Raw genomic sequence first — 21,111 nt, forward strand, 5'->3', positions numbered from 1 at the left:
CGCGAATCACCCCTACAGGCGGGGATTTTCATCCCCGCCGGATTTTCATCCCCGCCGGATTTTCATCCCCGCCGGATTTTCATCCCCGCCGGATTTTCATCCCCGCCGGATTTTCATCCCCGCCGGATTTTCATCCCCGCCGGAGGGTTAATTGCGGGGGTACATAAACCGCCGGGGGTTAAAACCCCCGGCTAATAGCGCAAGTCGGTTAAAACCGACTCTGGATTATTTTGAAATTGGTAATACCAGTTACAAAAATTCATGCAACAGTAGGGGCGCAATGCTTGCGCCCAAATAAACCTTGGGATTGTAGCAAAATTTTTTAAAATTGCTATCACTCTTGAATCAACTTAAATCGAGTGGTATCAGGTTCTATACAGTTATCAGAAGATGCCACGATCGCTTCAACGGTTACTTCATACCTGTGGCCAAAAATTAAAGGGTCTTCATCATCAGGATAAGGAAAAGCGATCGCTTGAGAAATCACACTGGAATTGTCTACTGTTTCCAATGTTTTCTGAAAATTAAAATCCGAATCCCAGGATTCTACCTTCACCGTGTAACCTGTTGCACCTGCAATTGTTTTCCAAGCGATAGAGGGTCGAGAATTGGAGATTATTTGACTAAAAGGACTCTTAATTTCCGGGCTATCACAAGAACCACTGGGACGCGGGTTCGGGTCGCAAAGATTGCCCGAATCATCGCACTCTACTGCGGGTTCTGGTGCCGAACAATATTCCCCGACCTGAAATCTATCATCACTGGATACTTCCCAACGCTTGCCTTGATCAAAACAAACCAAAGCAACTTTTGTTCCAGTAGTAGGCTGTAAATTTTCATCACCACATAACAATTGTCCCGCTTGTAAACCCACGGGGAAATTAGGGTCATTTTCTACCTGGTAAATCAGTCCCACCGCAGACTCAATTTCACAAGTCTGAGTTGCTGTCGTTGCTGTTACAGGCAACATCGATGTCACTTTTCCATCAGAGTTAAAACTCCACCCTACTAAAACTATCAGTAGAGTTAATCCGAATAAAACCAATTTTCTAATTTTTCTCGATTTCATCGTTGTTTTTTTCCATGATTCAAACGTTGTCGAGCCACAGTTCGCCATAGTATTACATCATTATTGACATATTCAGAATCTAGACAATTTTCCCATTGTTCTACAGCCTCTTCTGCATTACCTTTTGCTTCTTGTACAAAACCTAACAAACAATAAGCGTCCGTTCGTTTTGAGTTGAGCTTAATTGCCTGTTGCAAGTCTTTCTCTGCTTGGTCATATTCGCCACGCATCCAATAAGCCCAACCTTGATTTTTGTAACAAGCGGATAACACTTTGTTTTGGGATTGATTAGTTTTTTCGATACATTGCGAAGTCAGAGTAATTGCCGCAACTGGGTTTCCCTGTAAAATTTTTATCCGAGACAAATCGCTGGTAGCACGAACCGAAACAGGGGAGTTAGATTCAACCACAGATTTGTAGTTTTCCTCGGCACAGTCTAAGTCTCCCCAGTCATCACAAACACCGCCTAAATTATAGCGAACCGTATAATTGTATGGGTTGATTTTAATAGCTTTTTCATAATTTTTTTTAGCGCAAGTATAATCTTGTTGATATTGACAAATTAATCCCAAGCTATTGTAAATAGTATCATTTTGTTCATTAAAATAAAGAGCTCGATCATAATATTTTTTTGCTTGTGTTAAATTATTATCTTTTTGAGCATCTAGTCCCAGATTAAAATAGTATTTTTCCCACCAGGGAAATGATAGCCGATAAATTCCCAAACCAGCAATTACCAACCCCAATACTCCATAAACAGTTAACTTAAACTGACGAGAATTAATAAACCGCCAAACACTTCTAAGCCACAAACCCCGGACGGTCAAATTCCGCAACATCACTTGAATATTTTGCGGTCTAGCTGCCGGATCTGCCGCCATCAAATCATCAATAAAATCCGCCAAAGGTGAAGAAATTTGTGGGGCGCGATCGCGCCAAATTAACTGACCCGTTTTGCCATCTCTGGGTAAGTCTACGGGATGCAACCCTGTGACTAAATGAACAAAGGTGCGACCAACAGCAAAAAAATCTGATTCAGGTAATGCTTTCCCCTCTATTTGTTCTGGGGCAGTATAACCACTAGAAATATATGTGGTGACGCTTCCTAGTCTGACATCTACTCGATAAGTAGGGCTAATTTCTCGCACCGATCCAAAATCAATTAAAACCAGTTGCCCACTATATCCTATTCCCCCCTTTTGAAGGGGGGTTAGGGGGGATCCAGCCTTTTGAAGGGGGGTTAGGGGCGATCGCAGAATAATATTAGAAGGCTTAATATCCCGATGTAAAAATTTATTCTCATGGAGTACCCCTAATATTTCAAGAATTTGTCTCAACCAGTTAATCGCCACCTTTTGAGATATTCGCCCATGAGTGGCAGACCATTTTTCTAAATCCTCACCCTCGATTTTTTCCATGACTAAACAATTCAGGGGATCCGACTCTTCATCAATGGTCAACTGAAAATAACCATCGATATCCACTTTGGGAATACCGGGGCGATCTAGCCACTGAAGAGTTAACGCTTCTTCCTCAAACTTCTCGACTAATTTCGGTTCATTATCTTTTAAGATTTTCAGCACTTTGCGGGTGTGATTATCTTTAATATCTTCCACTTCAAAAATTTCCGTAGCCAAGCGGCGGTCTAATTTCCGCAAAGGGCGAATGAGTCGATAGCGGTTCCGCACCAATAATGGCGTCCCGCAAGCTTGACAAGAAGTTAAATTATCGTCATTTTCCCGATGTTTACATTCTGGATTAATACAATAAATCACATTGTTTTGGTTCTCCTACATTATATTAACAGGTAGGGTGCGTTAGGCGGACAGACAACCTAGGATATTTACAGATTATTTCATATTCCGCCGTAACGCACCATTTGATTTGTTTGATTTATCAATGGCCGCGATCGCCTTTAAGCAATCAAGTCTGAATTGGTAGAGAGCATCTGATATTTGTAAGGGCAAAGCATTCGGGGAAAATTTTAACGGTTTAAACCCAGAATTAACTGCTTTGTAAGGGCAAAGCATTCGGGAAAAATTTTAACGGTTTAAACCCAGAATTAACTGCTTTGTAAGGGCAAAGCATTCGGGAAAAATTTTAACGGTTTAAACCCAGAATTAACTGCCCGAATGCTTTGCCCCTACAATCACTAATATCTTATTTGCAAATCTGAGATATTAGTGATTGGTGCGTTACGGCAGGTTTTGAACTTCATTGTTTGAGTATAAATATTTTTGCCTGCCTAACGCACCCTACCTAACTACCTAACTGATATTTATTGATATATTTTTGAATCACCGGCTGAAGACCAAATCGGCTTTGCTCATTGTCTGGGGATTCGGATTTTTCTAAGAGCGATCGCCCCTTAAGTGAATTTAAACTTTCAATCAAGTCGGACATAGAATAGTCTGGCATTCGATCGCGCAACTCAGAAAAAGATATCGGGCGATCGGCTTCGGCTAAAATCCGCAAAACTTTTTTTTCTGAATGAGATAATCTTTCCCAGTGCCAAGCTAAAATATGCCGATATTCTGGATCGAGGTAGATGGTTTGTGAATCTTTGAGAAATTTGGCTACATCTTGAGCGAAAAACTCCTGAATCGTCGGGGCAATCAATTTCAAAGCTAAAGGCATCCCACTATATCTCTCGATCAACCCTTGCCAATGTTGAGATTCTCCCGTTAAATTAGTATTCTGTAAAAGTTCCTGAACTTCCTCTAGTTTCAATCCCTTCAGTTCTAAAGATTTTACCGCTTGATTAAAATTCCGTAGGCGATCGCATTCTGGGAACTTCTCTCGACTAACTACCACCAAACAACTTTGATGGGCAACTTCACCCACTTTTTTAAACAATTGACCATATGCTTCAAACCCTGTCCGATATCGACCAAAGCGATCGCCTGGTTGTAAAATTGCCTCCAGATTATCCAAAATCAACAGACAGCGATATTGCCGCAAACCATCAATCAACCGCAAAATTTTGTCATAGACATCTTCCTCCGTATTTTGTGGGGACGACCCAGTTAAAAAAGTCGGTAAATCCCCCAGAAACTTGTCAAAAGCATAAGTCTCGCGCAGCACTCGATAAATGCAGCGGTCAAATTCTCCTTTAACTTGTTCTCCCATACGAACTGCCAGGGTAGTTTTCCCCATCCCTCCCAGTCCCAAAATCCCCACCATGCGGCATTTTTCCTCAACGATCCAGCGTTTCAAAGTGTTGAGTTCTTCAGTTCGTCCGCAAAAATTAGACACATCTGGTGCATAACCCCAATCATCGCGAGGCTGATTTTTCTCTTCTGGAATTTGGGTGAAAGCAGTTTTGGCAACTGGTAAAGTCGGTTGAGGTTGTTTTTCCCACTTTTCCAACACAGCCCGAACATTTCGCTTGCTCACCTGTTCCCCAAACACCTCGCTGAGTAGCTTCCAAAAGTTCGGACCAACATCTCCTTTGAGATAATTCGCTTCATAGTTTGAGGATTGTTCAGCAATTTGGTCGTAAGTCAGACCCTCCCAGGCGCCCTGGAATACCACTTTTTCTACGTCAAGTAGCGGCTTGCCGGTTTTCTCCTGCACCAATTGCTCAACTAATTTCAGTGCTATTTCAAATTCCATTGTGTGATTAAAGCTTCTCTGTGTAAATCTGTGTGTAAATCTGTCTAAGCTTACCTCTATTGTAGCTTAAGCTTAATCCAGCACGAGCGCGATCGAAAACCGGGTTTTTTTAGGTTGACCGAAAATTTTCCTCCTAGGACACGGCATTGCCGTGTCCCTAAACGCTTCAGCCAAGGATCCAGGATTTGACTAGCGGCTGAACATAATAATTGACATAATAGTCAGCTTAGTTAGGGCTGATCTGAAAAAAAGCAATCAAGAAACCTGTTGCCACAGGTGAAATGCCGCCTTTTGTCCGGCCTCAATTCCGGCAATTTGTAACGTTTTGTAATCAAATTAAGCATAATACTTAATGCTATGGCTGTGTTATGTTATGCTGTTAAGCATCAACAGGACTGAGACAAGTTTTCCGATCCAACCCTTTTAGGTAGGGGTGATTCGCGAATCACCCCTACCAGATATAGCGGTAATGTCTAAGTCCCGATCCAAGCAGATGCTTATACAGAAAATGCGCTCTCTTCGCCCAAGTCATTGCCGTGACTGTTTTGAGCTTAAGAACGCACTTAGTTAATTCGGTTAAGTCCAAAAAAATGACCCTAACAATATTTAATAGTACCACTCTGGAGCGATCTCCGCTTCCAGTAAAAATAACCGTAATTCTAATTTCATTGATGCTCTCAGTCGGAGCAATTGTGGTAATATTGTTGCCCGAATATAATGGATTTATCTCCGCGATCGCCCAAGTCGAAAGCCAAGAACTTTTGGCAAGTAATAATTCAGAAAAATATAGTAATAATCAGCTTAATGACGAGCCAGTGGAGGATCCGGAACAAATCAATGATGGCTTAATCTAAAAAAATCGCTCATTTCTCCCAAGAAAAGAAACCGGGTTTCTGTGGTGAATATGTAGGGGCGATTCGCTTGCTCGCCCCTACTGTGGAAGCAAAAAAGAAACCCGGTTTCTATGTCCCCTGAGAGGGCGATCGCTTTTGGGAGGGGCGATCGCTTTTTTGTGGGGTGCGATCGCTTTTTTGGGGGGTGCGATCGCTTTTTTGTGGGGTGTGATCGCTTTTTTGTGGGGTGCGATCGTATTGTATTATCGGAAAACTGCCTAATGTCACATCACTATGTCTGAATCCATTGAGCGAGAAGCCGAAGTCATACTGCACACTCTTGCATCGACTTCGTTTCAGGATTGTATCGCCCTGTCCAAGGAATTCCGCGAACTGCCAATGACGGCTGGTATCTACGCTGTTAAACATCGCACCCTGGGAATCCTTTACATTGGTAAAACCAGAACACTGAGAGATCGTTTTCGTGGGGGTCACAAAGCGTTACTTTGGGCATTCATCGAAGAATTAAAAGCCACAGACATCCGAATTGCTTTTTACCCGCTAGATTTTGTTCAATGGAGACAGCTATCATTGGAGTTAGAACGTCTAATTATTCAAGCCGTGAATCCACCTTATAACGTGAAAATTCCAGCGAGGGACTAATAAAGATGCAAACTCAGCCTGCGATTTCTGAACATCTGTCACCTGAATTAGCACAAATATTTTTAGAAGGATTACCTGAAACCATTCGTCACGGACTAGAAATGCGAGCGAAAAGAATGAACTATCCAGTTTGGGCAGTTATTGAAATGGCGATCGCTGGCTATCTTGATGAAGAAGCACTATCTTTTGTCGATTGCCAGCCAAAGCTTGACTAGCCATAAATCATATTCATGCGATCGCTTTTGGGGGGCGATCGCTTTTGGGGGGCGCTTTTTTTGGGTGCGATCGCTGTTTTAACCCCAAAAAAAGAAACCGGGTTTCTTCTGTGAATATCACAGTTAACTGTGAAAGCGATAAAGAAACCCGGTTTCTGAGTCCCCAAGAAAAGAAACCGGGACCCAAGTGGTGAATATTAGAGTTAACTGTGGAACCACAAAAGAAACCCGGTTTCTATGTCCCCTGAGAGGGCGATCGCTTTTTTGTGGGGTGCGATCGCTTTTTTGTGGGGTGCGATCGCTTTTTTGGGGGGCGATCGCTTTTTTGTGGGGTGCGATCGCTTTTTTGTGGGGGCGATCGCTTTTTTTAGGGATATGAGAAACCGGGTTTCTCTATATAATCTCTGTCACCCAACCAATATTCTCGTAGAAACCCGGTTTCTTGGTCGGGGCGATCGCCTTGCGGAGGACGAGGAAATCGCTTTTTCGGTCAACATGGCAAAAAATGACAAAAATTGCCATAATATACCAAAGCGCTAAAAGACTCAGGCCATGAAAACAATGAATGTCTCTGTTCCCGAACCCATGCGGGACTACATCGAACAGCAAGTCAAGACCGGAGGTTACGGAAGTGTCAGCGAATATATCCGCGACCTCATTCGTCAAGACCAAAAACGAAAAGCGCAAGAACACCTGGAAAACCTTCTATTACAAGGAATAGACTCCGGGGAAGCCACAAATATGAGCGATCGCGACTGGGTAGAAATTCGCCAAGCAGTTCAAAAAAAACTGAATCAACAACAAGATGGGTGAAATTCGGAAACGTCCGCAGGTGATTCGTGACTTAATCGATCTAGCCACTTATATTGCGGAAAATAACCTCGATCGTAGTGATCGATTTCTTCATGCGGCTGAAGAAACATTTAAACAACTCGGACAAATGCCGCAACTCGGTAAACAATGTCAGTTTAACAACTATCGTTTACAAAATACCCGTCAAATCGCAGTCAAAGGATTTAGAAAATATCTGATTTTCTACCAAATCACCGCAGGGGAAGTCGAAATTATTCGAGTTATCCACGGGTCACGAGATATTGAAAGCATCCTAGGAGATAGTCAAGAGTCAATGTAAAATTCTTTGTTCGCGCAGATCGGGCGAAGGAATCGCTTTGTTTTGGGAGGCGATCGCTTTTTTGGGGGGCGCTTTTTTGGGTGGGCGATCGCATGAATGGGAGGCGATCGCTTTTGAGAGGGCGATCGCTTTTGGGGTGCGATCGCTTTTTTGGGGGGCGATCGCTTCCTTCCACCTCCCTAAGAGAATAGCCTTTTCCCTTGATATAATCAAGAAATACGACCATTATCATGCCCAAGATGACACAACCGACAATTCAACTACAAATTCCCTTTGATTCTCTAGTCAATGCGATCGCCACCAAGGGCGATCGAAGATAAAATTCAGCTTTTCCAGCTTCTAGAAACAGAACTTGCCCAATTAGAAGAAGACTCGTTAGAAGAAGATCCAATAGTCCTTACTGAAATCCAAGAATCTCGCACTGCCTACCAAGCAGGAGACTATCAAACCCTAGATCAATATATGGTTTCTCGGAAAAACAAAACTCCATGACTTATGGCGATCGCACATTTCCCCCAAGCAAAGAAACCGGGTTTCTGTGGTGAATTATGTAGGGGCGAATGCGCTCGTCGCCCCTACTGTGGAAGCAAAAAAGAAACCCGGTTTCTGGAGTTTCTTAAGGGGGCGATCGCTTTTTTGTGGGGTGCGATCGCCCAAAACCAATGTACTGAATCAACATCCTTTGCCCCCAGGCAAACCCGCGTGTCATAATTGACTAAAAACCTACTGCGAGGTGGACTCATGCAGATTGTTTTAAAGCCAGAAGAAGCAAGCTTTGTACAAACCCAAATAGCCAACGGCAAATATCAAACCGCTGAGGAGGTAATGAGTCAAGCCTTGGCATTACTCCAACGGCAACAAGACTATGAACAATGGCTGATAGAAACACGCCAAAAAGTGGAAGTAGGAATTGCTGCTTTAGAACGTGGAGAAGCGATTGATGGTGATGTGGCGATCGCTCAACTGCGCGAGCGACTTCACAACAGAGGGTAGCACTAGCTTATGAGACGTTACATTATTTCAGTACCAGCCCTTCAAGACTTGCAAGAAATCATTGATTACTTTGCACAGACAAATGTTGAAACAGGGGATAAGTTTATCAATAAATTTGATGCTTGGTGCCAAAAATTACGTTCGTTTCCCGCGATCGGTAAACGCTACAATGGCGTATACCCAGGTTTAAGGGGTGTATTGATTGACGAATACATCATGTTTTACAGAGTAACGGACGATCTAGTTGAAATTGTCAGAATTGTGCATGGCAAACGCGATTTATTATCCTTATTTCAGTAGGGGTAGGGTGCGTTAGGCGGGCATAATATTTTGGCTTAAGCAACAAATTAAAACATCCGCCTAGACGCACCGAAATTGCCAATAATAAACTTTGTTGTGGTGCGTTACGCAGGGAATTTTACTTGACTTCCGCTTAATTTAACCCGGAACAACACCCTACCGCATCGCTTTTTTGCGTAGGCGATCGCTTTTTCGGTGGGCGATCGCTGTTTTAACCCCAAGCAAAGAAACCGGGTTTCTGTGGTGAATTATGTAGGGGCGAATGCGCTAGTCGCCCCTACTGTGGAAGCAAAAAAGAAACCCGGTTTCTGGAGTTTCTTAAGGGGGCGATCGCTTTTTTGTGGGGTGCGATTCCCTCCGGGACGCTTCGCGATCGCTTTTTTGGGGGGCGATATCCAAGCTATAATGTCCTCAGAGTAATCATCGACAACTCATATGAGCCATGAAAGTTATTTCTTTATCAGCATATTTTGATGGTCAGTCTATTCAGCTAGACGAACCATATCAGCTAGAACCTAACACAAAACTGATTGTGACAGTAATTCCCGAACAACCCTCCGAAAGAGAAACGTGGTTATCCTGGTCAAGTCATCAACTGAACAGCGCTTACAATGAGGAAGATGAATACCCACTGGATAGCATCAAAATAGCGAACCCTGATTATGAAAGAAGCTGATGTTGCTCTGACTCCCATTCCCCAAGCCAAGAAACCGGGTTTTTTAGATAAATCTATGTCTCTAACCGATATGTTGAATAAAAACCCGGTTTCTGAGGTGGTCTTGCTCAGGGAATTGCCCCCTTATCAAGACTTCTTAGTTTGTGGCATTAGTACCCAACTGCACCAAGAAGTGGTGGGTTTTGATGATGTCATTTCTCCAGACGATTCGGACTTTATTGCTAGTGGCTTGAGAGTAAAATCTTTAATTCGACTGGGTTTTCTTGCTGTAGTTCCTCGTAATAAAGTGATTGGTTCTATCGGGTCAATCTCATCAGCAAGACATGAGCGTTTGCTCACCACCTTGAGTAATTATCTGGTCAGTAATTGATTGGCATCTAGAAAATCGATCGCGTTTGGCAGGTGCGGTAAGGGTCGCTATGCCGTCAGGCTTTTCGCTGTTTTAACCCAAGCAAAGAAACCGGGTTTCTGTGGTGAATATCACAGTAGTTTATTGATATGGTGGGCTGGCATTTTGCCCACCCTAAACTCCAAGAAAATAAACCGGGACCAAAGTTGTGAATATGTAGGGGCGAATGGCCATTCGCCCCTACTGTGAAAGCGAAAAAGAAACCCGGTTTCTAAGTTCAGGGGGTGCGATCGCCAGACAACCTATTCTATCCAAAACGGCGATCGCGATTTTAGCGTTACAATAAATCATCGCTAGTACAATTGGAGTTGTCCACTATGCCAGAAATGACTATAAAAGACGTGGAAAAAATTCAGTCAATTCTCAGCGAAGCTGACTTTGACTGTCAACTGGAACTGGAAGCAGGTAAGATTATTGTTATGGGGCCATCAGATATCATCTCTAGCGAAGTCTCCCTAGAATTCGCTCGTCAACTGAGTAACTGGGTGAAACCGCGCCGTCTCGGTCGTGTTTTTGACTCGGCAGGTGGCTTTATATTGCCCAATAGCGACTTAAAAGCACCAGATGTTTCTTTCGTTTTGCGCGATCGCCTTCCTCGCAGCGTTAGATATTTTGGTACTCTTGTCCCCGACTTAATAGTAGAAGTTAAATCCCAAAGCGACCGCCTTGCTAAATTGCGCCAAAAAATTGAAATTTTTCTCGACCAAGGAGTTAAAATTGGCATTTTAATTGACCCAGATGAATTAACTTTAACTCTTTATCGCCCCAATCAAAAACCAATTTTGTTGACAAACGGAGAAACTCTTACCATTCCTGAATTGCTGCCCGGATGGGAATTACAAATTTCTGAATTGTGGCCGCCAGTGTTTGAGGAAAATGAAGATTATCCTCATCAACAATAGTTGAATCTTGGGCTTTTTCCGAATATATAACTACATTTAAAATCATCGCTTTTTTGGGGGGCGATCGCGCAGCTTTCCTGCGAGGGAATCGCTTTTTTCCCCAAGCAAAGAAACCGGGTTTCTTTTGTGAATATCAGAGTTAACTGTGAAACAGAGAAAAGAAACCCGGTTTCTGGGTTCAGGGGGGGCGATCGCGCTTTTTTTCCCCAAGCAAAGAAACCGGGTTTCTTTTGTGAATATCAAAGTTAACTGTGAAAGCGAGAAAGAAACCCGGTTTCTAAGTCACTTGAGTGGGCGATCGCTTTTGGGAGGTGCGATTCCCTCGCAGGAAAGCTTCGCGAACGCTTTTTTGTGGGGGGCGATCGCTTCCTTCCTTCTCCCGAAGAGAATAGCTTTTTCCCTTGATATAATCAGTAAATACGACCTAATTAATGCCCAAGATGACACAACCGACAATTCAACTACAAATTCCCTTTGATTCTCTAGTCAATGCGATCGCCACCCTAGCGATCGAAGATAAAATTCAGCTTTTCCAGCTTCTAGAAACAGAACTTGCCCAATTAGAAGAAGACTCGTTAGAAGAAGATCCAATAGTCCTTGCTGAAATCCAAGAATCTCGCACTGCTTACCAAGCAGGAGACTATCAAACCCTAGATCAATATATGGTTTCTCGGAAAAACAAAACTCCATGACTTATACTGTAATCGTTCCGAAACCGTTCCAAAAACAACTAGATAGTCTGCCCGAAGATATCCAAGAGCGAATTCTTGAGAAAATCACGCCATTGGGTGAAGAACCTCGGCCTCCCGGAACTGTAAAGTTAAAAGGCTATGACAATGAGTATCGCATCCGTATTGGTGATTACCGGATCCGCTACGAAATCAATGATAAAGAATGTTTGGTATTATTGCTTCATTGTAAGCATCGAAAAGATGTTTATAAAAGTTGAAGCATTGAAAACTGGGCGATCGCGCTTTTACCCCAAGAAAATAAACCGGGTTTCTGTGGTGAATATGTAGGGGCGAATGCGCTCGTCGCCCCTACTGTGAAAGCGATAAAGAAACCCGGTTTCTGAGTCCAGGGGAGGCGATAAAGAAACTGGGTTTTTTCTGTGGATATCACAGTTAATTATGGTATGAAGAAAGCCGCTGATTATGCCTCTGATGAAATTATTCCCGGATTTTCTCTCCAACGGCTGATTAATTGTAAAATATTGTAACATTATGTAAATATTAGTAATACCTAACTTAACGGTCAACTAACTATGCTATGCTTAAAAAAGGTAGTTAAAAATTTAGGCGATCGCCGTAGACAGGAGCAGCTTTCCTATCAAAGAAAGCCACTCATTGTCTCAATTCACAAAATACTAGAGCAGTTTCATCGCCATAAGTAAAATCAGTTTTAACTCATTTTTCCGCAGCGATCGCTCAGTTGGAGTCCAAGACACTGCGCCTACTGAGACAAAACTGATGAGCGCGATCGCTGTGGATCTTAATGACAATTGAGTTAATCAAGCTATTGATACTTATAATCAATAAGGTGGTTATATTGTACGGCTCAATTGCAAAAAATTGGAGAAAATCGGCCATTTTGAGTCATCAGCATTCCGGGTTAAAGTAGCCGTCCAGATTGGCTGATTGACTGATGAATCAGCGATCGCATCTTTACGGCTGATAGTGGATGGTACGGGACGCATCACCAAACTCTTTAACTGGGATGAAAAAACCCCAATAAAACACAAGCATTACTTTTTATGAAAAGTAAAGGAATTTATTGTTCAGCCATGACTCAACTCAATTTATTTTTTCGCGGAGCGATTCCGCGAAGCGGATCCCTTGCGGGAATCGCTTTTCTAGCTGCTACTTCTTTTTGGGCTAATACCACTGGCAAAGCAGGGGCGCAGAATTTTAACAAAGTAGAAATTGATCAAAGCAAAGTCATCGTCATTTCTACGCAGCTTCGGCAAAGATATGCCTTGACAGTGATTAGACAACTAGCCGATACTCGCTCCTGCTGGACTGAAACCAATTCGGGTAAATCTGTGATTGTCAAGTTAGACTTGCTAGAATTTGACTTTACTGGCATTTGCCAACGGAGTGTTGATAGTGGTGGCTATTCTATCCGCATGGCCGATCAAGATTTGGGACTTGATTACAAGGTGGAAGTGTTAAGCCGAGATGGGACTCTTGTATTAGTTGGTACACCCTATTCGCCGAATTTGCCCGAACTAATTATTGGCCAAACTCATGGAATTTCTGCGGATCCGTTGAAATTTTTTTTGAATCCTGGATGGCGAATAACACAAAGAACCTATGAAGATCAAATACTCGGTCATTATTATTTTACCCATGACCTAAGTGCTGAAGCTTTTCATGCCACACAATAGTAAGTAAATCATTAAGTCAATTATTCAGGGTTAAAATAGCCTGCATATGTAGCAATAATTTCATTAATTTTCGGGTGGGCAATGCCAATCCTACTCAGGCTAGCTAGGCGAATGAAATATGGCGATCGGTCTTTATGCCTCATCAAATTTAGATGGTTTTCAACCCCCCGTAGATCCGTTCCAACTCCCATGGCGATTCCAGCATCAAAACCAAAAAACCAGGTTTTTGAAAAACCCGGTTTTTTGGCAGATATTTGCCCAAATAAGAAAGCTTTAATCCGCCAAGGATGCAATCAGTTTTTCCACCCGTGCTTTAATCTCATCTCGGACGCGGTGAAAGGTTTCAATCGGTTGACCATCCGGGTCATCTAATTGCCAATCTTCAAATACTTCTCTCGTCACCCAATCTTCTGGCAAATTCACCCCACAGCCACAAAGAGAAATCACCGCATCATAATTTTCTGGCTGAAATTCACTCAAGGGATTAGAGGTTTGATCTGTAATATCAATGCCAATTTCTGACATCACTCGAATGGCGGTGGGATGCACTCGACTGGATTCTAATCCAGAACTGGTGACGGTAATTTTGCCTTTGCCCAGATGCTTGGCAAATCCTTCGGCCATTTGGGAACGGCAAGAGTTTCGCTTACACACAAACATGACGCTTTTCATGGTAATTATTCCTGAAATAAGTTACTTTTCGGGCAAACTTGGCTAATTGCCAGTGGGGAAACAGCGGCGATCGCGCAAAGTAGCTTTTTCTGGTTCACGGCGAAACCAAAAAGCGGTTTTCTTGCAAAATTCCACCAACATTAACATCACCGGCACTTCGATTAAAACCCCCACCACAGTGGCTAAAGCTGCCCCAGAATTTAAACCAAACAACATCACCGCCGTGGCGATCGCCACCTCAAAATGATTACTTGCCCCAATCAACGCAGCCGGTGCCGCATCTTCATAGGCTAAATCCATTTTTAAAGCCGCCACATAACTAATCAGAAAAATAAAATTAGTCTGAATAAACAGCGGCACCGCAATCAATAAAATATGCAGCGGATTTTGCACAATCAGTTCACCTTTAAAGGCAAACAATAAAACCAGAGTAATTAACAGCGCCGAAGTTGCCACGGGACTTAAATAGTGGAGAAATTTATCCTTAAACCAGTCTTCTCCTTTATACTTAAAAATCCAATAACGGCTATACATTCCTGCCGCCAAAGGTAAACCCACATAAATCAACACTGATAACACAATGGTTTCCCAAGGAACTACCAAATCATTGGCCGCCAATAACCATCGCCCCAGAGGTGCATAGAGAAATAACATAGTCAGGGAATTTATCGCCACCATCACCAAAGTATGGCCTTGATTACTATAGGAAAGATATCCCCACATTAATACCATTGCGGTACAAGGGGCAATGCCCAACAAAATCGTTCCGGCAATATAAGAATTGACCATATCCACTTCCATACCGCGCAACATTTCTGTTCCCCCTAGTAAAGGGCGAAATAGCCAGCCTAAAAATATCTGGGCAAAGGCGACCATTGTAAACGGTTTAATCAGCCAATTGACCACTAAAGTTAGTAAAACCGGCTTAGGAGTCCGAATGGCTTGGGCTGCTTGGGTGAAATCAATTTTCACCATGATGGGATACATCATAAAAAACAAACAGATGGCGATCGGTATCGAGACTTGATAGATACTCATCGCGTCCAAAGTCGCCGCCACATTGGGGAAAGCTTTGCCCAAACCAATGCCAATCAGAATGCAGAAAAACACCCAAACCGTGAGGTATTTTTCAAAAAAACTCAGTTGTCCCCCTGCTTGGACGGGACGAGGTTGGTTTTCCGAGGTCTTATTGGAGTCCATACTCAATTTTTTACCGTTGAGAATCCACTGATGGAAAAATTATATCAAAAAAAGTTGATGAATAACCTCTTTAGAAATCTTGATTTTTTGATTTTTTGTTTAAACATATATGTCACCTGTAACAAGTTATAATTTATTTGTTATATATTACCAAATATGTATTACTTAATGAGCGAATAACGAATAACGAATAACAAATATTAGTAAAATTGCAATCACCCTTTCAGCGAAACCGGATGCTGACAAGTTATAGTGTTGATGGAAGCGCAGCAATGTAGTTGAGTTCTTGATCGTGAGTTATTGCGTTAATCCCAAGTGCCCCCAGCCCGATGATCCGGCCAACCAAAACCAGAACCACTGTGTTCACTGTGGTACGGAGTTGCTGATCCAAGGTCGCTATCGAATCTCTAGAGAGATCGGCAGTGGTGGCTTTGGTAAAACTTATGAAGTCGATGATCGCGGGATCCCCAGAGTCCTCAAAGTTTTGCTGCAAAATCACGAGAAAGCAATCAAACTTTTTAAACAAGAAGCCGATGTGATGATGCGGCTGGATTGTCCGGGTATTCCCAAAGTCCAGCCCGATGGGTATTTTGAGATTCCCCTCCCGGAGGGGCAAGATCCATTACACGCTCTGGTGATGGAGAAAATCAACGGATTGAACCTGCGGGAGTGGATGAAAAAGCGGCGCAATAAACCGATCACTGAGGAGTTGGCGATCGATTGGTTAAAACAACTCTCGGAAATTTTAAGTGTTGTCCACCAAGAGCAATTTTTCCATCGAGATATCAAGCCCTTGAACATTATGATTAAACGCAATGGGCAACTGGTGCTGATTGACTTTGGCGCCGCGAGAGAAGTCACCAACACCTATTTTGCCAAAGTGGGACAAGGGCAAAATATTACCGGGATTGTTTCACCGGGATATACGGCACCAGAACAAGCGAATGGTAAAGCGGTGCCGCAATCGGATTTTTATTCTCTGGGTCGGACTTTTGTCTTTTTAATCACGGGGAAATCCCCCACTTCTTTTTCTGAACATCCTCGCACGGGTAAATTAGTTTGGCGCAGAAGTGCCCCCCAAATTTCTGATGGTTTTGCCGATGTGATTGATTATCTGATGGCCAGTTTTCCGGGAAAACGGCCTCAAAATGCTCAAGCGATCATCCGTTGTTTGGAGGAATTGAAACACGCTTCACCTAGTAGTGATGCCGATGAATCTGAGCCATCTTTGGTCAGCCAAAAAAACACCGGAGGATTCAACCGGAATACGGGGAAAAATCCTACGAAGATGAGCCCTACCAGAAATACGCCAACATCTGTTTCTTCTCTGGGTTCTCGCGCTTCTGCTTCCAAGATTAAACAAGTTTCTCGGGTTCAACCATATACGCCATATCAACCCCCGAAGAAAATCCCTTGGGGACTGATGCTTACGCTTTTGATTTTGAGTCTATTGGGATCGCAGGTTTATGGGTATTGGCGCTATGGTTTTTTCCCCGCCAGTCCCATCTCCTTGATTGTCAGTTTACCGAGTAGTGTTTTTTTACAAAAGAGCTTGACGGGTGTAGGCCAAATTCAGTCTTTGGCGATGGGGCCTGAGTCTAGAATTCCCATGTTTGCTAGTGGTAGTTATGGGAAAATCCGCATTTGGAATCTTCAGACTGGAGTGCAGGTCAAAGAATTAGATGCCCATCGATCCTGGGTTAATGCTTTGGCTATTAGCCCGAATGGTCAGATTTTAGCCAGTGGTAGCGAAGATACGACGATCCGCATTTTGAATTTTCAAACCGGGGAACTGCTTCAATCGATTCCAGCCCATTCCGGCCCGGTTAATGCTTTAGCAATTAGTCCCAATGGTCAGATTTTGGCTAGTGGTTCGGCGGACAGAACGATTAGATTTTGGAATTTAAGCGATGGGGTTCGTTTGCGGACAATTTCCGGCCATCAAGATGCGGTGAATGCGATCGCCTGGAGTCCGAATGGCCGATTAATTGCCAGTGGCAGTTCTGACAGAACAATTCAAATTTGGGATGCGATTACCGGCACAAGAGTAAGAAAACTACAAGGTCATGGGAATGCAGTTTTATCGGTGACATTTAGTGCCGATAGTCAGTTGGTGGCGAGTGGCAGTCGTGATAATACGGTGATTGTTTGGGATCTGAAAACTGGTCAACAAAAATATCAGTTAACGGGGGATAATAGTTGGGTTCGGTCAGTGGCGATCGCCCCTGATGGTCAGCTATTAGCAACCAGTGGCAACAACCTCAATATTTGGAATTTAAATACCGGAAAACTGGAAAAAGTGTTATTGGGACATGAACAATATATTAGTGTGTTCGCCCTGAGTCCTGATAATCAAACCATTGTCACTGGCAGTCCAGATAAAACTATTAAAATTTGGCGATTGCCTCCGTTATCAGAATCGGAAAAATCTAAATAATTTTGTTGATTATTTGTTGATTATTATTTATTGGTTATTGGTTACTGGTTATTTGAGGATAGCTTTACCAATAACCAATAACAAACAACTAATAACTAATAGATAGAGGTTTTTAAGGCAAAAAATAATCTCTGGAATGCGGCAATATTAGAAGTTACGGCTAAAAGAATCAGTAATGGGAAAAACTGTTGAGTTGAAATCCCCAAAATAATTAGAATAAATCGGGCGGTACGATTTCCAATTGCTGCTGCTACTACGCTTTTTCCTTCCGCTTCACTTCTGGCGCGAATATAGGGAACCATCATGCCGCCAAACATGGCCAATAAACCGGGAATTAAATGTTGACTAGGGTCGAGGAAAATTAGGGCGGTGATGATAAAAAAATCAACGTATCTATCTAATACACTGTCTAAAATTGCTCCTTCCTTAGATGCGACACCTTTTGCCCTAGCTAAGTCTCCATCCAAATCATCAAAAATGCCACTGATGATAATGACCGCAACGGCGATTAAATAGTAATTTTCTAGAATTAACCAGCAGGCTAATGGGCCGCCAAATAAGGCAGAAAGGATAGAAATCCGATTGGGAGTAATCCAGTCATATTTTGCCAGAAAATTGGCAATTTTTACGGTATAAATTTTTAAGGTTTTTTCTATAAGCGATCGCGGCTTGATAATTTCCGCTTCATCATTACTGGTTTCGGGCTGATTTAATAAAGTTTCTGACGGATCATTTTCTGATAAATTTGACATAATCTCTTCCTGTTGATTTAATTTTAATTAATTTTAATTAAAGCAGAAAAAAACCTAATTTTCAAGTAATTAGCTAAATTATTTCAAGTTAATAAGGCACATAAATATCAAAAATATCAAAAATATCAAAAAAACGAGGGTATTTATTGATGGGGTGGTTATCTTCTGGCTAAGTTCTTAAATTTAGTCACCTGGGAATCAAACAATAGTTTCACCGTTCCCGTTGGTCCATTTCTATGTTTGGTAATAATCACCTCCGCAATGCCGCGATCGGGGGTATCGGGATTGTAATATTCTTCCCGATACAACATAATGACTAAATCGGCGTCTTGCTCAATGCTGTTGTGAACGATGATATTATTGGCCACAAAGTTGTGATGAAAATCGACGGTCAGGTCATAAACTTCTTCTTCTCCATCTGCTTCTATGGAGATGATTTCATCCCAATAAATTTTGAAATATTGCAGGGATTTCTGGAATTGATCGATGGGAATGGCGATGCGATCGCCATTCGCCAATTCATCCAAAGGTTGCCACCCAGCCATTGTGAGAAACTTGTGATTTCCCGTAGCCCGAAGCGATCGCCCATCATGGGTAGTTAGTCTAAAGACGGGTTTAACTCCCGTGGAAAAAGCATGATGAACCAGGGCTGGTTCTAACATCATCGTCGCTTCATTCACTGCCCAAACTTTCAACCGAGATTTGCCGATTTTGTCGATAAAGTCTCGAATCGGTAGCTGCTGATTCCGATTATTCACTAAAGGAATTAAAGTATCTCCGGTTAAGCAACCAGACTCGCGCAAATCTGACATCATCGGTCGCTTATTCGTGCGGGATTCTACCCCACGACTAAGCTGAGATAAAGTAATAATCGGCACATTCAATTCCCGGGCTAAACCTTTCAGTCCGCGAGTAATTCTGGATAATTCTTGAACTCGATTATCTGGACTACTTCCCTCCATTAACTGTAAATAATCGATCAAAATTAATCCTAACTTTCCCCCCTGTTCTGACTGAAGCCGCCGACATTTGGAGCGAATTTCTGTCACCGTAGGATTGGGGCTATCGTCAATAAATATTGGCAGTTCTGATAAGGTAGCGATCGCCCGACTTAAAGGTTCCCATTCATTCTGACTAATTCGGCCCGCTCGCAGGCGGTTACTTTCAATTCCTGCCTCTCCCGAAAGCATCCGTTGTACTAGCTGTTCTTTGGACATTTCTAAACTAAAAATCGCCACGGGTAACTCATGAATTGAAGCAATATTATAAGCAACGCCGATAGAAAAAGCGGTTTTGCCCATTGACGGACGACCGGCGACAATAATTAAATCTGAACGCTGAAAACCGCCGGTCATGGCATCTAAATCATAAAAATCACAAGGCAGTCCAGGAATTGCTAAACCTTGCTGATAAATTTCAATGGTTTCAAAGGTTTGCACCAGGGTTTCTGAGATAGAAACTAGACCTTGTTGGGGGCGTTCTTGAGTTAGTCCAAAGATGCTTTGTTCCGCTTTATCTAATATTTCCGGTAATTCCGTGGCGGTATCATACCCTAGTTCGGCAATTTCGTGACCCGCATGGATTAATTTGCGGCGAATCCATTTATCAACTACTAACAAAGCATACAGGTCAACGTTGACCGAGGAAACGGTGCGATCGATCAGTTGGGCTAATTTAATTTGACCGCCAATTTTTTCTAGGAGACGGCGATCGGATAACCAAGTGGTGACGGTCATCAAATCCGTGGGTTTCCCTTGAAGCTGAAGGGTTAAACAAGCTTGATAAATTTCTTGATGGGCGGTGATAGAAAATGCGTCTTTGGGCAGAACATCTGCCACTTTGCTGATCGCTTCCGGGTCGAGCAATATGGCGCCTAAAATTGATTCCTCCGCTTCGATATTTTGTGGAGGTAAGCGATTACCGCTATTGCCTTGGAACTTAACTAGGTCAACCATAATAATAGTGATCGGCTTTGATCTTTCATCGGTCAGACTTCAGTCTAGGGGTGATTTGGGAAATTAGGGGTAATTCGCGAATTACCCGTAGGGGTGATTCGCGAATCACCCCTACTGATTGCTGATATAATTATTCAGCAACCACCTGAATTTCCACTTCGGCGGTAACTTCTGGGTGTAGTTTGATTTGGACTTTGTAGAAACCCAATTTGCTGATATCTGGTAGAGTAATGCCCCGGCGATCGACTTCCTGAGAAGTAATCTTGAGAATCACTTCTGCCACTTCGCGATCGGTGACGGTGCCAAAAATTGCCTCCCCTTCTCCCACGCGCTTGGCAATGGTAAAGCGACCAATAGTTTCCAGGGCAGTTTTGCGAGATTTTGCAGCTTCTTTTTCCGCCAAAATGCGCTTCCGTTCTTCTTCTTTGCGTCTTTCGACTTGTTTTAAGACTCCCGGAGTGACGCGATAAGCCATGCCTTGGGGCAATAAATAATTGCGAGCATATCCAGGGGCAACTTCCACTAAGTCACCGGCTTTTCCTAGTTTTTTGACATCTTTATTTAAGAGTAATGGAACCCGTTTAGACACAATAGTTTCTCCTCTATGGGTAATAATTTTAAGGGGTGATAATTTGACCGCTGGCTGTGTCAAGATTTTGATGAAATCTCCACACAACTTGCTACAACTTCTGTTGAACGTTGAAAAATATGGCCTCTCCTGTTCGTTGGCGGGGCGACTATTGGTGGTTGAAGTTGTGAGCAAATCGGGTATGCCGAGGCCACAATCTCCCAGCATAACCGATTTTGACCGCGATCGCAATTCAGGTTAATAATTTATTGCTAATTGAAAATTCGTAATAAATTGCGGGGTGTAGGGTGTAGAGAGGGTGTAGGGTGTAGGG

Annotated in this window: 35 protein-coding genes; 20 read left to right on the forward strand and 15 right to left on the reverse strand. The window is 42.9% G+C overall.

The features are described from left to right. A partial coding sequence (locus AM228_RS35255) for a hypothetical protein (RefSeq protein ID WP_231636794.1) occupies positions 1–195 on the forward strand: 195 nt, incomplete at its 5' end. Between the two features lie 139 nt (positions 196–334). Here the strand turns inward: AM228_RS35255 and AM228_RS13895 are convergent. From AM228_RS13895 to AM228_RS13905, 4 genes are all read right to left on the reverse strand, one after another. Further along, the gene (locus tag AM228_RS13895) at positions 335–1,069 is read right to left on the reverse strand and encodes a hypothetical protein (protein WP_054466710.1); all 735 of its coding nucleotides are present in this window, start codon (positions 1,067–1,069) and stop codon (positions 335–337) included. Next, entirely contained in the window at positions 1,066–2,844 is a 1,779-nt protein-coding gene (locus tag AM228_RS13900) for a serine/threonine-protein kinase (RefSeq protein ID WP_054466711.1), read from the reverse strand. The genes AM228_RS13895 and AM228_RS13900 overlap by 4 nt, the downstream gene beginning before the upstream one ends. A 75-nt stretch (positions 2,845–2,919) precedes the next feature. Then, positions 2,920–3,099, reverse strand: coding sequence for a hypothetical protein (locus tag AM228_RS35260; RefSeq protein ID WP_156331775.1), 180 nt, complete (start codon positions 3,097–3,099; stop codon positions 2,920–2,922). A 229-nt stretch (positions 3,100–3,328) separates the two neighbouring features. Further along, positions 3,329–4,684 (reverse strand): NB-ARC domain-containing protein, encoded by a 1,356-nt coding sequence (locus AM228_RS13905; protein WP_054466712.1) that lies wholly within the window; start codon positions 4,682–4,684, stop codon positions 3,329–3,331. A gap of 671 nt (positions 4,685–5,355) precedes the next feature. On the opposite strand from AM228_RS13905, the gene AM228_RS13910 reads away from it, so the two are divergent. Then, the gene (locus AM228_RS13910) at positions 5,356–5,538 is read left to right on the forward strand and encodes a hypothetical protein (protein WP_054466713.1); all 183 of its coding nucleotides are present in this window, start codon (positions 5,356–5,358) and stop codon (positions 5,536–5,538) included. 108 nt (positions 5,539–5,646) lie between these two features. Here AM228_RS13910 and AM228_RS32630 read toward each other — a convergent pair whose 3' ends face one another. After that, entirely contained in the window at positions 5,647–5,805 is a 159-nt protein-coding gene (locus tag AM228_RS32630; protein WP_156331776.1) for a hypothetical protein, read from the reverse strand. A gap of 6 nt (positions 5,806–5,811) precedes the next feature. Between AM228_RS32630 and AM228_RS13915 the strand changes: the two genes are divergently transcribed. The 5 genes from AM228_RS13915 (at position 5,812) to AM228_RS13935 (ending at position 7,527) form a co-directional block, all read left to right on the forward strand. Continuing rightward, on the forward strand, positions 5,812–6,180 hold the full coding sequence (locus AM228_RS13915; protein ID WP_054466714.1) for a GIY-YIG nuclease family protein: 369 nt from the start codon (positions 5,812–5,814) through the stop codon (positions 6,178–6,180). 5 nt (positions 6,181–6,185) lie between these two features. Beyond that, on the forward strand, positions 6,186–6,395 hold the full coding sequence (locus AM228_RS13920) for a hypothetical protein (protein ID WP_054466715.1): 210 nt from the start codon (positions 6,186–6,188) through the stop codon (positions 6,393–6,395). A 237-nt stretch (positions 6,396–6,632) separates the two neighbouring features. Then, positions 6,633–6,935 (forward strand): hypothetical protein, encoded by a 303-nt coding sequence (locus tag AM228_RS13925; protein ID WP_054466716.1) that lies wholly within the window; start codon positions 6,633–6,635, stop codon positions 6,933–6,935. A 21-nt stretch (positions 6,936–6,956) separates the two neighbouring features. Continuing rightward, positions 6,957–7,208, forward strand: a complete 252-nt coding sequence (locus tag AM228_RS13930) for a type II toxin-antitoxin system ParD family antitoxin (RefSeq protein WP_231636795.1) — start codon at positions 6,957–6,959, stop codon at positions 7,206–7,208. Continuing rightward, positions 7,201–7,527, forward strand: coding sequence for a type II toxin-antitoxin system RelE/ParE family toxin (locus AM228_RS13935; RefSeq protein WP_054466718.1), 327 nt, complete (start codon positions 7,201–7,203; stop codon positions 7,525–7,527). The genes AM228_RS13930 and AM228_RS13935 overlap by 8 nt, the downstream gene beginning before the upstream one ends. On the opposite strand, the gene AM228_RS13940 is transcribed toward AM228_RS13935, so the two are convergent. Next, the gene (locus AM228_RS13940; protein ID WP_054466719.1) at positions 7,519–7,740 is read right to left on the reverse strand and encodes a hypothetical protein; all 222 of its coding nucleotides are present in this window, start codon (positions 7,738–7,740) and stop codon (positions 7,519–7,521) included. The genes AM228_RS13935 and AM228_RS13940 overlap by 9 nt on opposite strands. Before the next feature lie 75 nt (positions 7,741–7,815). Between AM228_RS13940 and AM228_RS13945 the strand changes: the two genes are divergently transcribed. From AM228_RS13945 to AM228_RS13980, 11 genes are all read left to right on the forward strand, one after another. Continuing rightward, on the forward strand, positions 7,816–8,019 hold the full coding sequence (locus AM228_RS13945) for a hypothetical protein (RefSeq protein WP_054466720.1): 204 nt from the start codon (positions 7,816–7,818) through the stop codon (positions 8,017–8,019). Between the two features lie 3 nt (positions 8,020–8,022). Then, complete coding sequence (locus AM228_RS32640) at positions 8,023–8,238, forward strand: hypothetical protein (RefSeq protein ID WP_156331778.1); 216 nt, start codon at positions 8,023–8,025, stop codon at positions 8,236–8,238. Between the two features lie 30 nt (positions 8,239–8,268). Then, positions 8,269–8,520 (forward strand): type II toxin-antitoxin system ParD family antitoxin, encoded by a 252-nt coding sequence (locus AM228_RS13950; protein WP_054466721.1) that lies wholly within the window; start codon positions 8,269–8,271, stop codon positions 8,518–8,520. Positions 8,521–8,529: 9 nt separating this feature from the next. Further along, positions 8,530–8,820, forward strand: a complete 291-nt coding sequence (locus AM228_RS13955) for a type II toxin-antitoxin system RelE/ParE family toxin (RefSeq protein WP_054466722.1) — start codon at positions 8,530–8,532, stop codon at positions 8,818–8,820. A 195-nt stretch (positions 8,821–9,015) separates the two neighbouring features. Further along, positions 9,016–9,240 (forward strand): hypothetical protein, encoded by a 225-nt coding sequence (locus AM228_RS32645; protein WP_156331779.1) that lies wholly within the window; start codon positions 9,016–9,018, stop codon positions 9,238–9,240. Positions 9,241–9,262: 22 nt separating this feature from the next. Beyond that, positions 9,263–9,496, forward strand: coding sequence for a hypothetical protein (locus AM228_RS13960; RefSeq protein ID WP_054466723.1), 234 nt, complete (start codon positions 9,263–9,265; stop codon positions 9,494–9,496). Next, entirely contained in the window at positions 9,483–9,866 is a 384-nt protein-coding gene (locus AM228_RS13965; RefSeq protein WP_054466724.1) for a hypothetical protein, read from the forward strand. The genes AM228_RS13960 and AM228_RS13965 overlap by 14 nt, the downstream gene beginning before the upstream one ends. Positions 9,867–10,222: 356 nt before the next feature. Then, positions 10,223–10,807 (forward strand): Uma2 family endonuclease, encoded by a 585-nt coding sequence (locus AM228_RS13970; RefSeq protein WP_054466725.1) that lies wholly within the window; start codon positions 10,223–10,225, stop codon positions 10,805–10,807. A 145-nt stretch (positions 10,808–10,952) separates the two neighbouring features. Further along, positions 10,953–11,285 (forward strand): hypothetical protein, encoded by a 333-nt coding sequence (locus AM228_RS32650; protein WP_156331780.1) that lies wholly within the window; start codon positions 10,953–10,955, stop codon positions 11,283–11,285. Beyond that, positions 11,248–11,499 (forward strand): hypothetical protein, encoded by a 252-nt coding sequence (locus tag AM228_RS13975; RefSeq protein WP_072160772.1) that lies wholly within the window; start codon positions 11,248–11,250, stop codon positions 11,497–11,499. Before AM228_RS32650 ends, AM228_RS13975 begins: the two co-directional genes overlap by 38 nt. After that, positions 11,496–11,756, forward strand: coding sequence for a type II toxin-antitoxin system RelE/ParE family toxin (locus AM228_RS13980; RefSeq protein ID WP_054466727.1), 261 nt, complete (start codon positions 11,496–11,498; stop codon positions 11,754–11,756). Before AM228_RS13975 ends, AM228_RS13980 begins: the two co-directional genes overlap by 4 nt. Here AM228_RS13980 and AM228_RS32655 read toward each other — a convergent pair. The 3 genes from AM228_RS32655 to AM228_RS32660 all read right to left on the reverse strand — a co-directional run bounded on the left by AM228_RS32655 (position 11,744) and on the right by AM228_RS32660 (position 12,503). Then, positions 11,744–11,929 (reverse strand): hypothetical protein, encoded by a 186-nt coding sequence (locus AM228_RS32655; protein ID WP_156331781.1) that lies wholly within the window; start codon positions 11,927–11,929, stop codon positions 11,744–11,746. The genes AM228_RS13980 and AM228_RS32655 overlap by 13 nt on opposite strands. A 244-nt stretch (positions 11,930–12,173) precedes the next feature. Further along, a complete protein-coding gene (locus AM228_RS36205) occupies positions 12,174–12,308 on the reverse strand; it encodes a hypothetical protein (RefSeq protein ID WP_255353199.1) in 135 nt (44 codons plus the stop codon). A 42-nt stretch (positions 12,309–12,350) separates the two neighbouring features. Continuing rightward, complete coding sequence (locus tag AM228_RS32660) at positions 12,351–12,503, reverse strand: hypothetical protein (RefSeq protein ID WP_156331782.1); 153 nt, start codon at positions 12,501–12,503, stop codon at positions 12,351–12,353. Positions 12,504–12,590: 87 nt separating this feature from the next. Here AM228_RS32660 and AM228_RS13985 point away from each other — a divergent pair, with 87 nt between their 5' ends. Further along, positions 12,591–13,193 carry a DUF3747 domain-containing protein gene (locus tag AM228_RS13985; RefSeq protein ID WP_190882952.1) on the forward strand — a complete coding sequence of 201 codons (603 nt, stop codon included), beginning with the start codon at positions 12,591–12,593 and terminating at the stop codon, positions 13,191–13,193. Between the two features lie 20 nt (positions 13,194–13,213). Here the strand turns inward: AM228_RS13985 and AM228_RS13990 are convergent, their stop codons facing one another. Genes AM228_RS13990 through arsB form a run of 3 tightly spaced genes read right to left on the reverse strand, consistent with a single transcriptional unit; the run spans position 13,214 to position 15,065 of the window. Then, a complete protein-coding gene (locus tag AM228_RS13990; protein WP_054466729.1) occupies positions 13,214–13,486 on the reverse strand; it encodes a hypothetical protein in 273 nt (90 codons plus the stop codon). Further along, complete coding sequence (arsC, locus tag AM228_RS13995; RefSeq protein ID WP_054466730.1) at positions 13,467–13,865, reverse strand: arsenate reductase, glutathione/glutaredoxin type; 399 nt, start codon at positions 13,863–13,865, stop codon at positions 13,467–13,469. The genes AM228_RS13990 and arsC overlap by 20 nt, the downstream gene beginning before the upstream one ends. A 42-nt stretch (positions 13,866–13,907) precedes the next feature. Beyond that, the gene (gene arsB, locus AM228_RS14000; protein WP_054466731.1) at positions 13,908–15,065 is read right to left on the reverse strand and encodes an ACR3 family arsenite efflux transporter; all 1,158 of its coding nucleotides are present in this window, start codon (positions 15,063–15,065) and stop codon (positions 13,908–13,910) included. Between the two features lie 292 nt (positions 15,066–15,357). Here arsB and AM228_RS14005 point away from each other — a divergent pair, with 292 nt between their 5' ends. Next, a complete protein-coding gene (locus AM228_RS14005; protein ID WP_054466732.1) occupies positions 15,358–17,502 on the forward strand; it encodes a serine/threonine-protein kinase in 2,145 nt (714 codons plus the stop codon). Positions 17,503–17,597: 95 nt separating this feature from the next. Here the strand turns inward: AM228_RS14005 and AM228_RS14010 are convergent, their stop codons facing one another. From AM228_RS14010 to rplI, 3 genes are all read right to left on the reverse strand, one after another. Then, complete coding sequence (locus AM228_RS14010) at positions 17,598–18,254, reverse strand: CDP-alcohol phosphatidyltransferase family protein (protein WP_054466733.1); 657 nt, start codon at positions 18,252–18,254, stop codon at positions 17,598–17,600. A 158-nt stretch (positions 18,255–18,412) separates the two neighbouring features. Beyond that, positions 18,413–20,209 (reverse strand): replicative DNA helicase, encoded by a 1,797-nt coding sequence (dnaB, locus tag AM228_RS14015; protein WP_054466734.1) that lies wholly within the window; start codon positions 20,207–20,209, stop codon positions 18,413–18,415. Positions 20,210–20,339: 130 nt separating this feature from the next. Beyond that, the gene (gene rplI, locus AM228_RS14020) at positions 20,340–20,798 is read right to left on the reverse strand and encodes a 50S ribosomal protein L9 (RefSeq protein ID WP_054466794.1); all 459 of its coding nucleotides are present in this window, start codon (positions 20,796–20,798) and stop codon (positions 20,340–20,342) included. Positions 20,799–21,111: the final 313 nt, after the last annotated feature.

The organism is Planktothricoides sp. SR001, assembly GCF_001276715.1.
GTDB lineage: Bacteria > Cyanobacteriota > Cyanobacteriia > Cyanobacteriales > Laspinemataceae > Planktothricoides > Planktothricoides raciborskii.

Coding starts and splice junctions, on each gene's coding strand:
- AM228_RS13915 (WP_054466714.1), top strand. CDS start 5,812: ATGTCTGAATCCATTGAGCGAGAAGCCGAAGTCATACTGCACACTCTT.
- AM228_RS13980 (WP_054466727.1), top strand. CDS start 11,496: ATGACTTATACTGTAATCGTTCCGAAACCGTTCCAAAAACAACTAGAT.
- AM228_RS13920 (WP_054466715.1), top strand. CDS start 6,186: ATGCAAACTCAGCCTGCGATTTCTGAACATCTGTCACCTGAATTAGCA.
- AM228_RS35260 (WP_156331775.1), bottom strand. CDS start 3,099: ATGCTTTGCCCTTACAAAGCAGTTAATTCTGGGTTTAAACCGTTAAAA.
- AM228_RS13965 (WP_054466724.1), top strand. CDS start 9,483: ATGAAAGAAGCTGATGTTGCTCTGACTCCCATTCCCCAAGCCAAGAAA.
- AM228_RS13950 (WP_054466721.1), top strand. CDS start 8,269: ATGCAGATTGTTTTAAAGCCAGAAGAAGCAAGCTTTGTACAAACCCAA.
- AM228_RS32640 (WP_156331778.1), top strand. CDS start 8,023: ATGGCGATCGCACATTTCCCCCAAGCAAAGAAACCGGGTTTCTGTGGT.
- AM228_RS13925 (WP_054466716.1), top strand. CDS start 6,633: ATGTCCCCTGAGAGGGCGATCGCTTTTTTGTGGGGTGCGATCGCTTTT.
- AM228_RS13935 (WP_054466718.1), top strand. CDS start 7,201: ATGGGTGAAATTCGGAAACGTCCGCAGGTGATTCGTGACTTAATCGAT.
- AM228_RS32660 (WP_156331782.1), bottom strand. CDS start 12,503: ATGCGTCCCGTACCATCCACTATCAGCCGTAAAGATGCGATCGCTGAT.
- AM228_RS13895 (WP_054466710.1), bottom strand. CDS start 1,069: ATGAAATCGAGAAAAATTAGAAAATTGGTTTTATTCGGATTAACTCTA.
- AM228_RS13960 (WP_054466723.1), top strand. CDS start 9,263: ATGAAAGTTATTTCTTTATCAGCATATTTTGATGGTCAGTCTATTCAG.
- arsC (WP_054466730.1), bottom strand. CDS start 13,865: ATGAAAAGCGTCATGTTTGTGTGTAAGCGAAACTCTTGCCGTTCCCAA.
- AM228_RS13910 (WP_054466713.1), top strand. CDS start 5,356: ATGCTCTCAGTCGGAGCAATTGTGGTAATATTGTTGCCCGAATATAAT.
- AM228_RS13905 (WP_054466712.1), bottom strand. CDS start 4,684: ATGGAATTTGAAATAGCACTGAAATTAGTTGAGCAATTGGTGCAGGAG.
- dnaB (WP_054466734.1), bottom strand. CDS start 20,209: ATGGTTGACCTAGTTAAGTTCCAAGGCAATAGCGGTAATCGCTTACCT.
- AM228_RS13970 (WP_054466725.1), top strand. CDS start 10,223: ATGCCAGAAATGACTATAAAAGACGTGGAAAAAATTCAGTCAATTCTC.
- AM228_RS13945 (WP_054466720.1), top strand. CDS start 7,816: ATGCGATCGCCACCAAGGGCGATCGAAGATAAAATTCAGCTTTTCCAG.
- AM228_RS13985 (WP_190882952.1), top strand. CDS start 12,591: ATGACTCAACTCAATTTATTTTTTCGCGGAGCGATTCCGCGAAGCGGA.
- AM228_RS14010 (WP_054466733.1), bottom strand. CDS start 18,254: ATGTCAAATTTATCAGAAAATGATCCGTCAGAAACTTTATTAAATCAG.
- AM228_RS13955 (WP_054466722.1), top strand. CDS start 8,530: ATGAGACGTTACATTATTTCAGTACCAGCCCTTCAAGACTTGCAAGAA.
- AM228_RS13975 (WP_072160772.1), top strand. CDS start 11,248: ATGACACAACCGACAATTCAACTACAAATTCCCTTTGATTCTCTAGTC.
- AM228_RS13930 (WP_231636795.1), top strand. CDS start 6,957: ATGAATGTCTCTGTTCCCGAACCCATGCGGGACTACATCGAACAGCAA.
- arsB (WP_054466731.1), bottom strand. CDS start 15,065: ATGGACTCCAATAAGACCTCGGAAAACCAACCTCGTCCCGTCCAAGCA.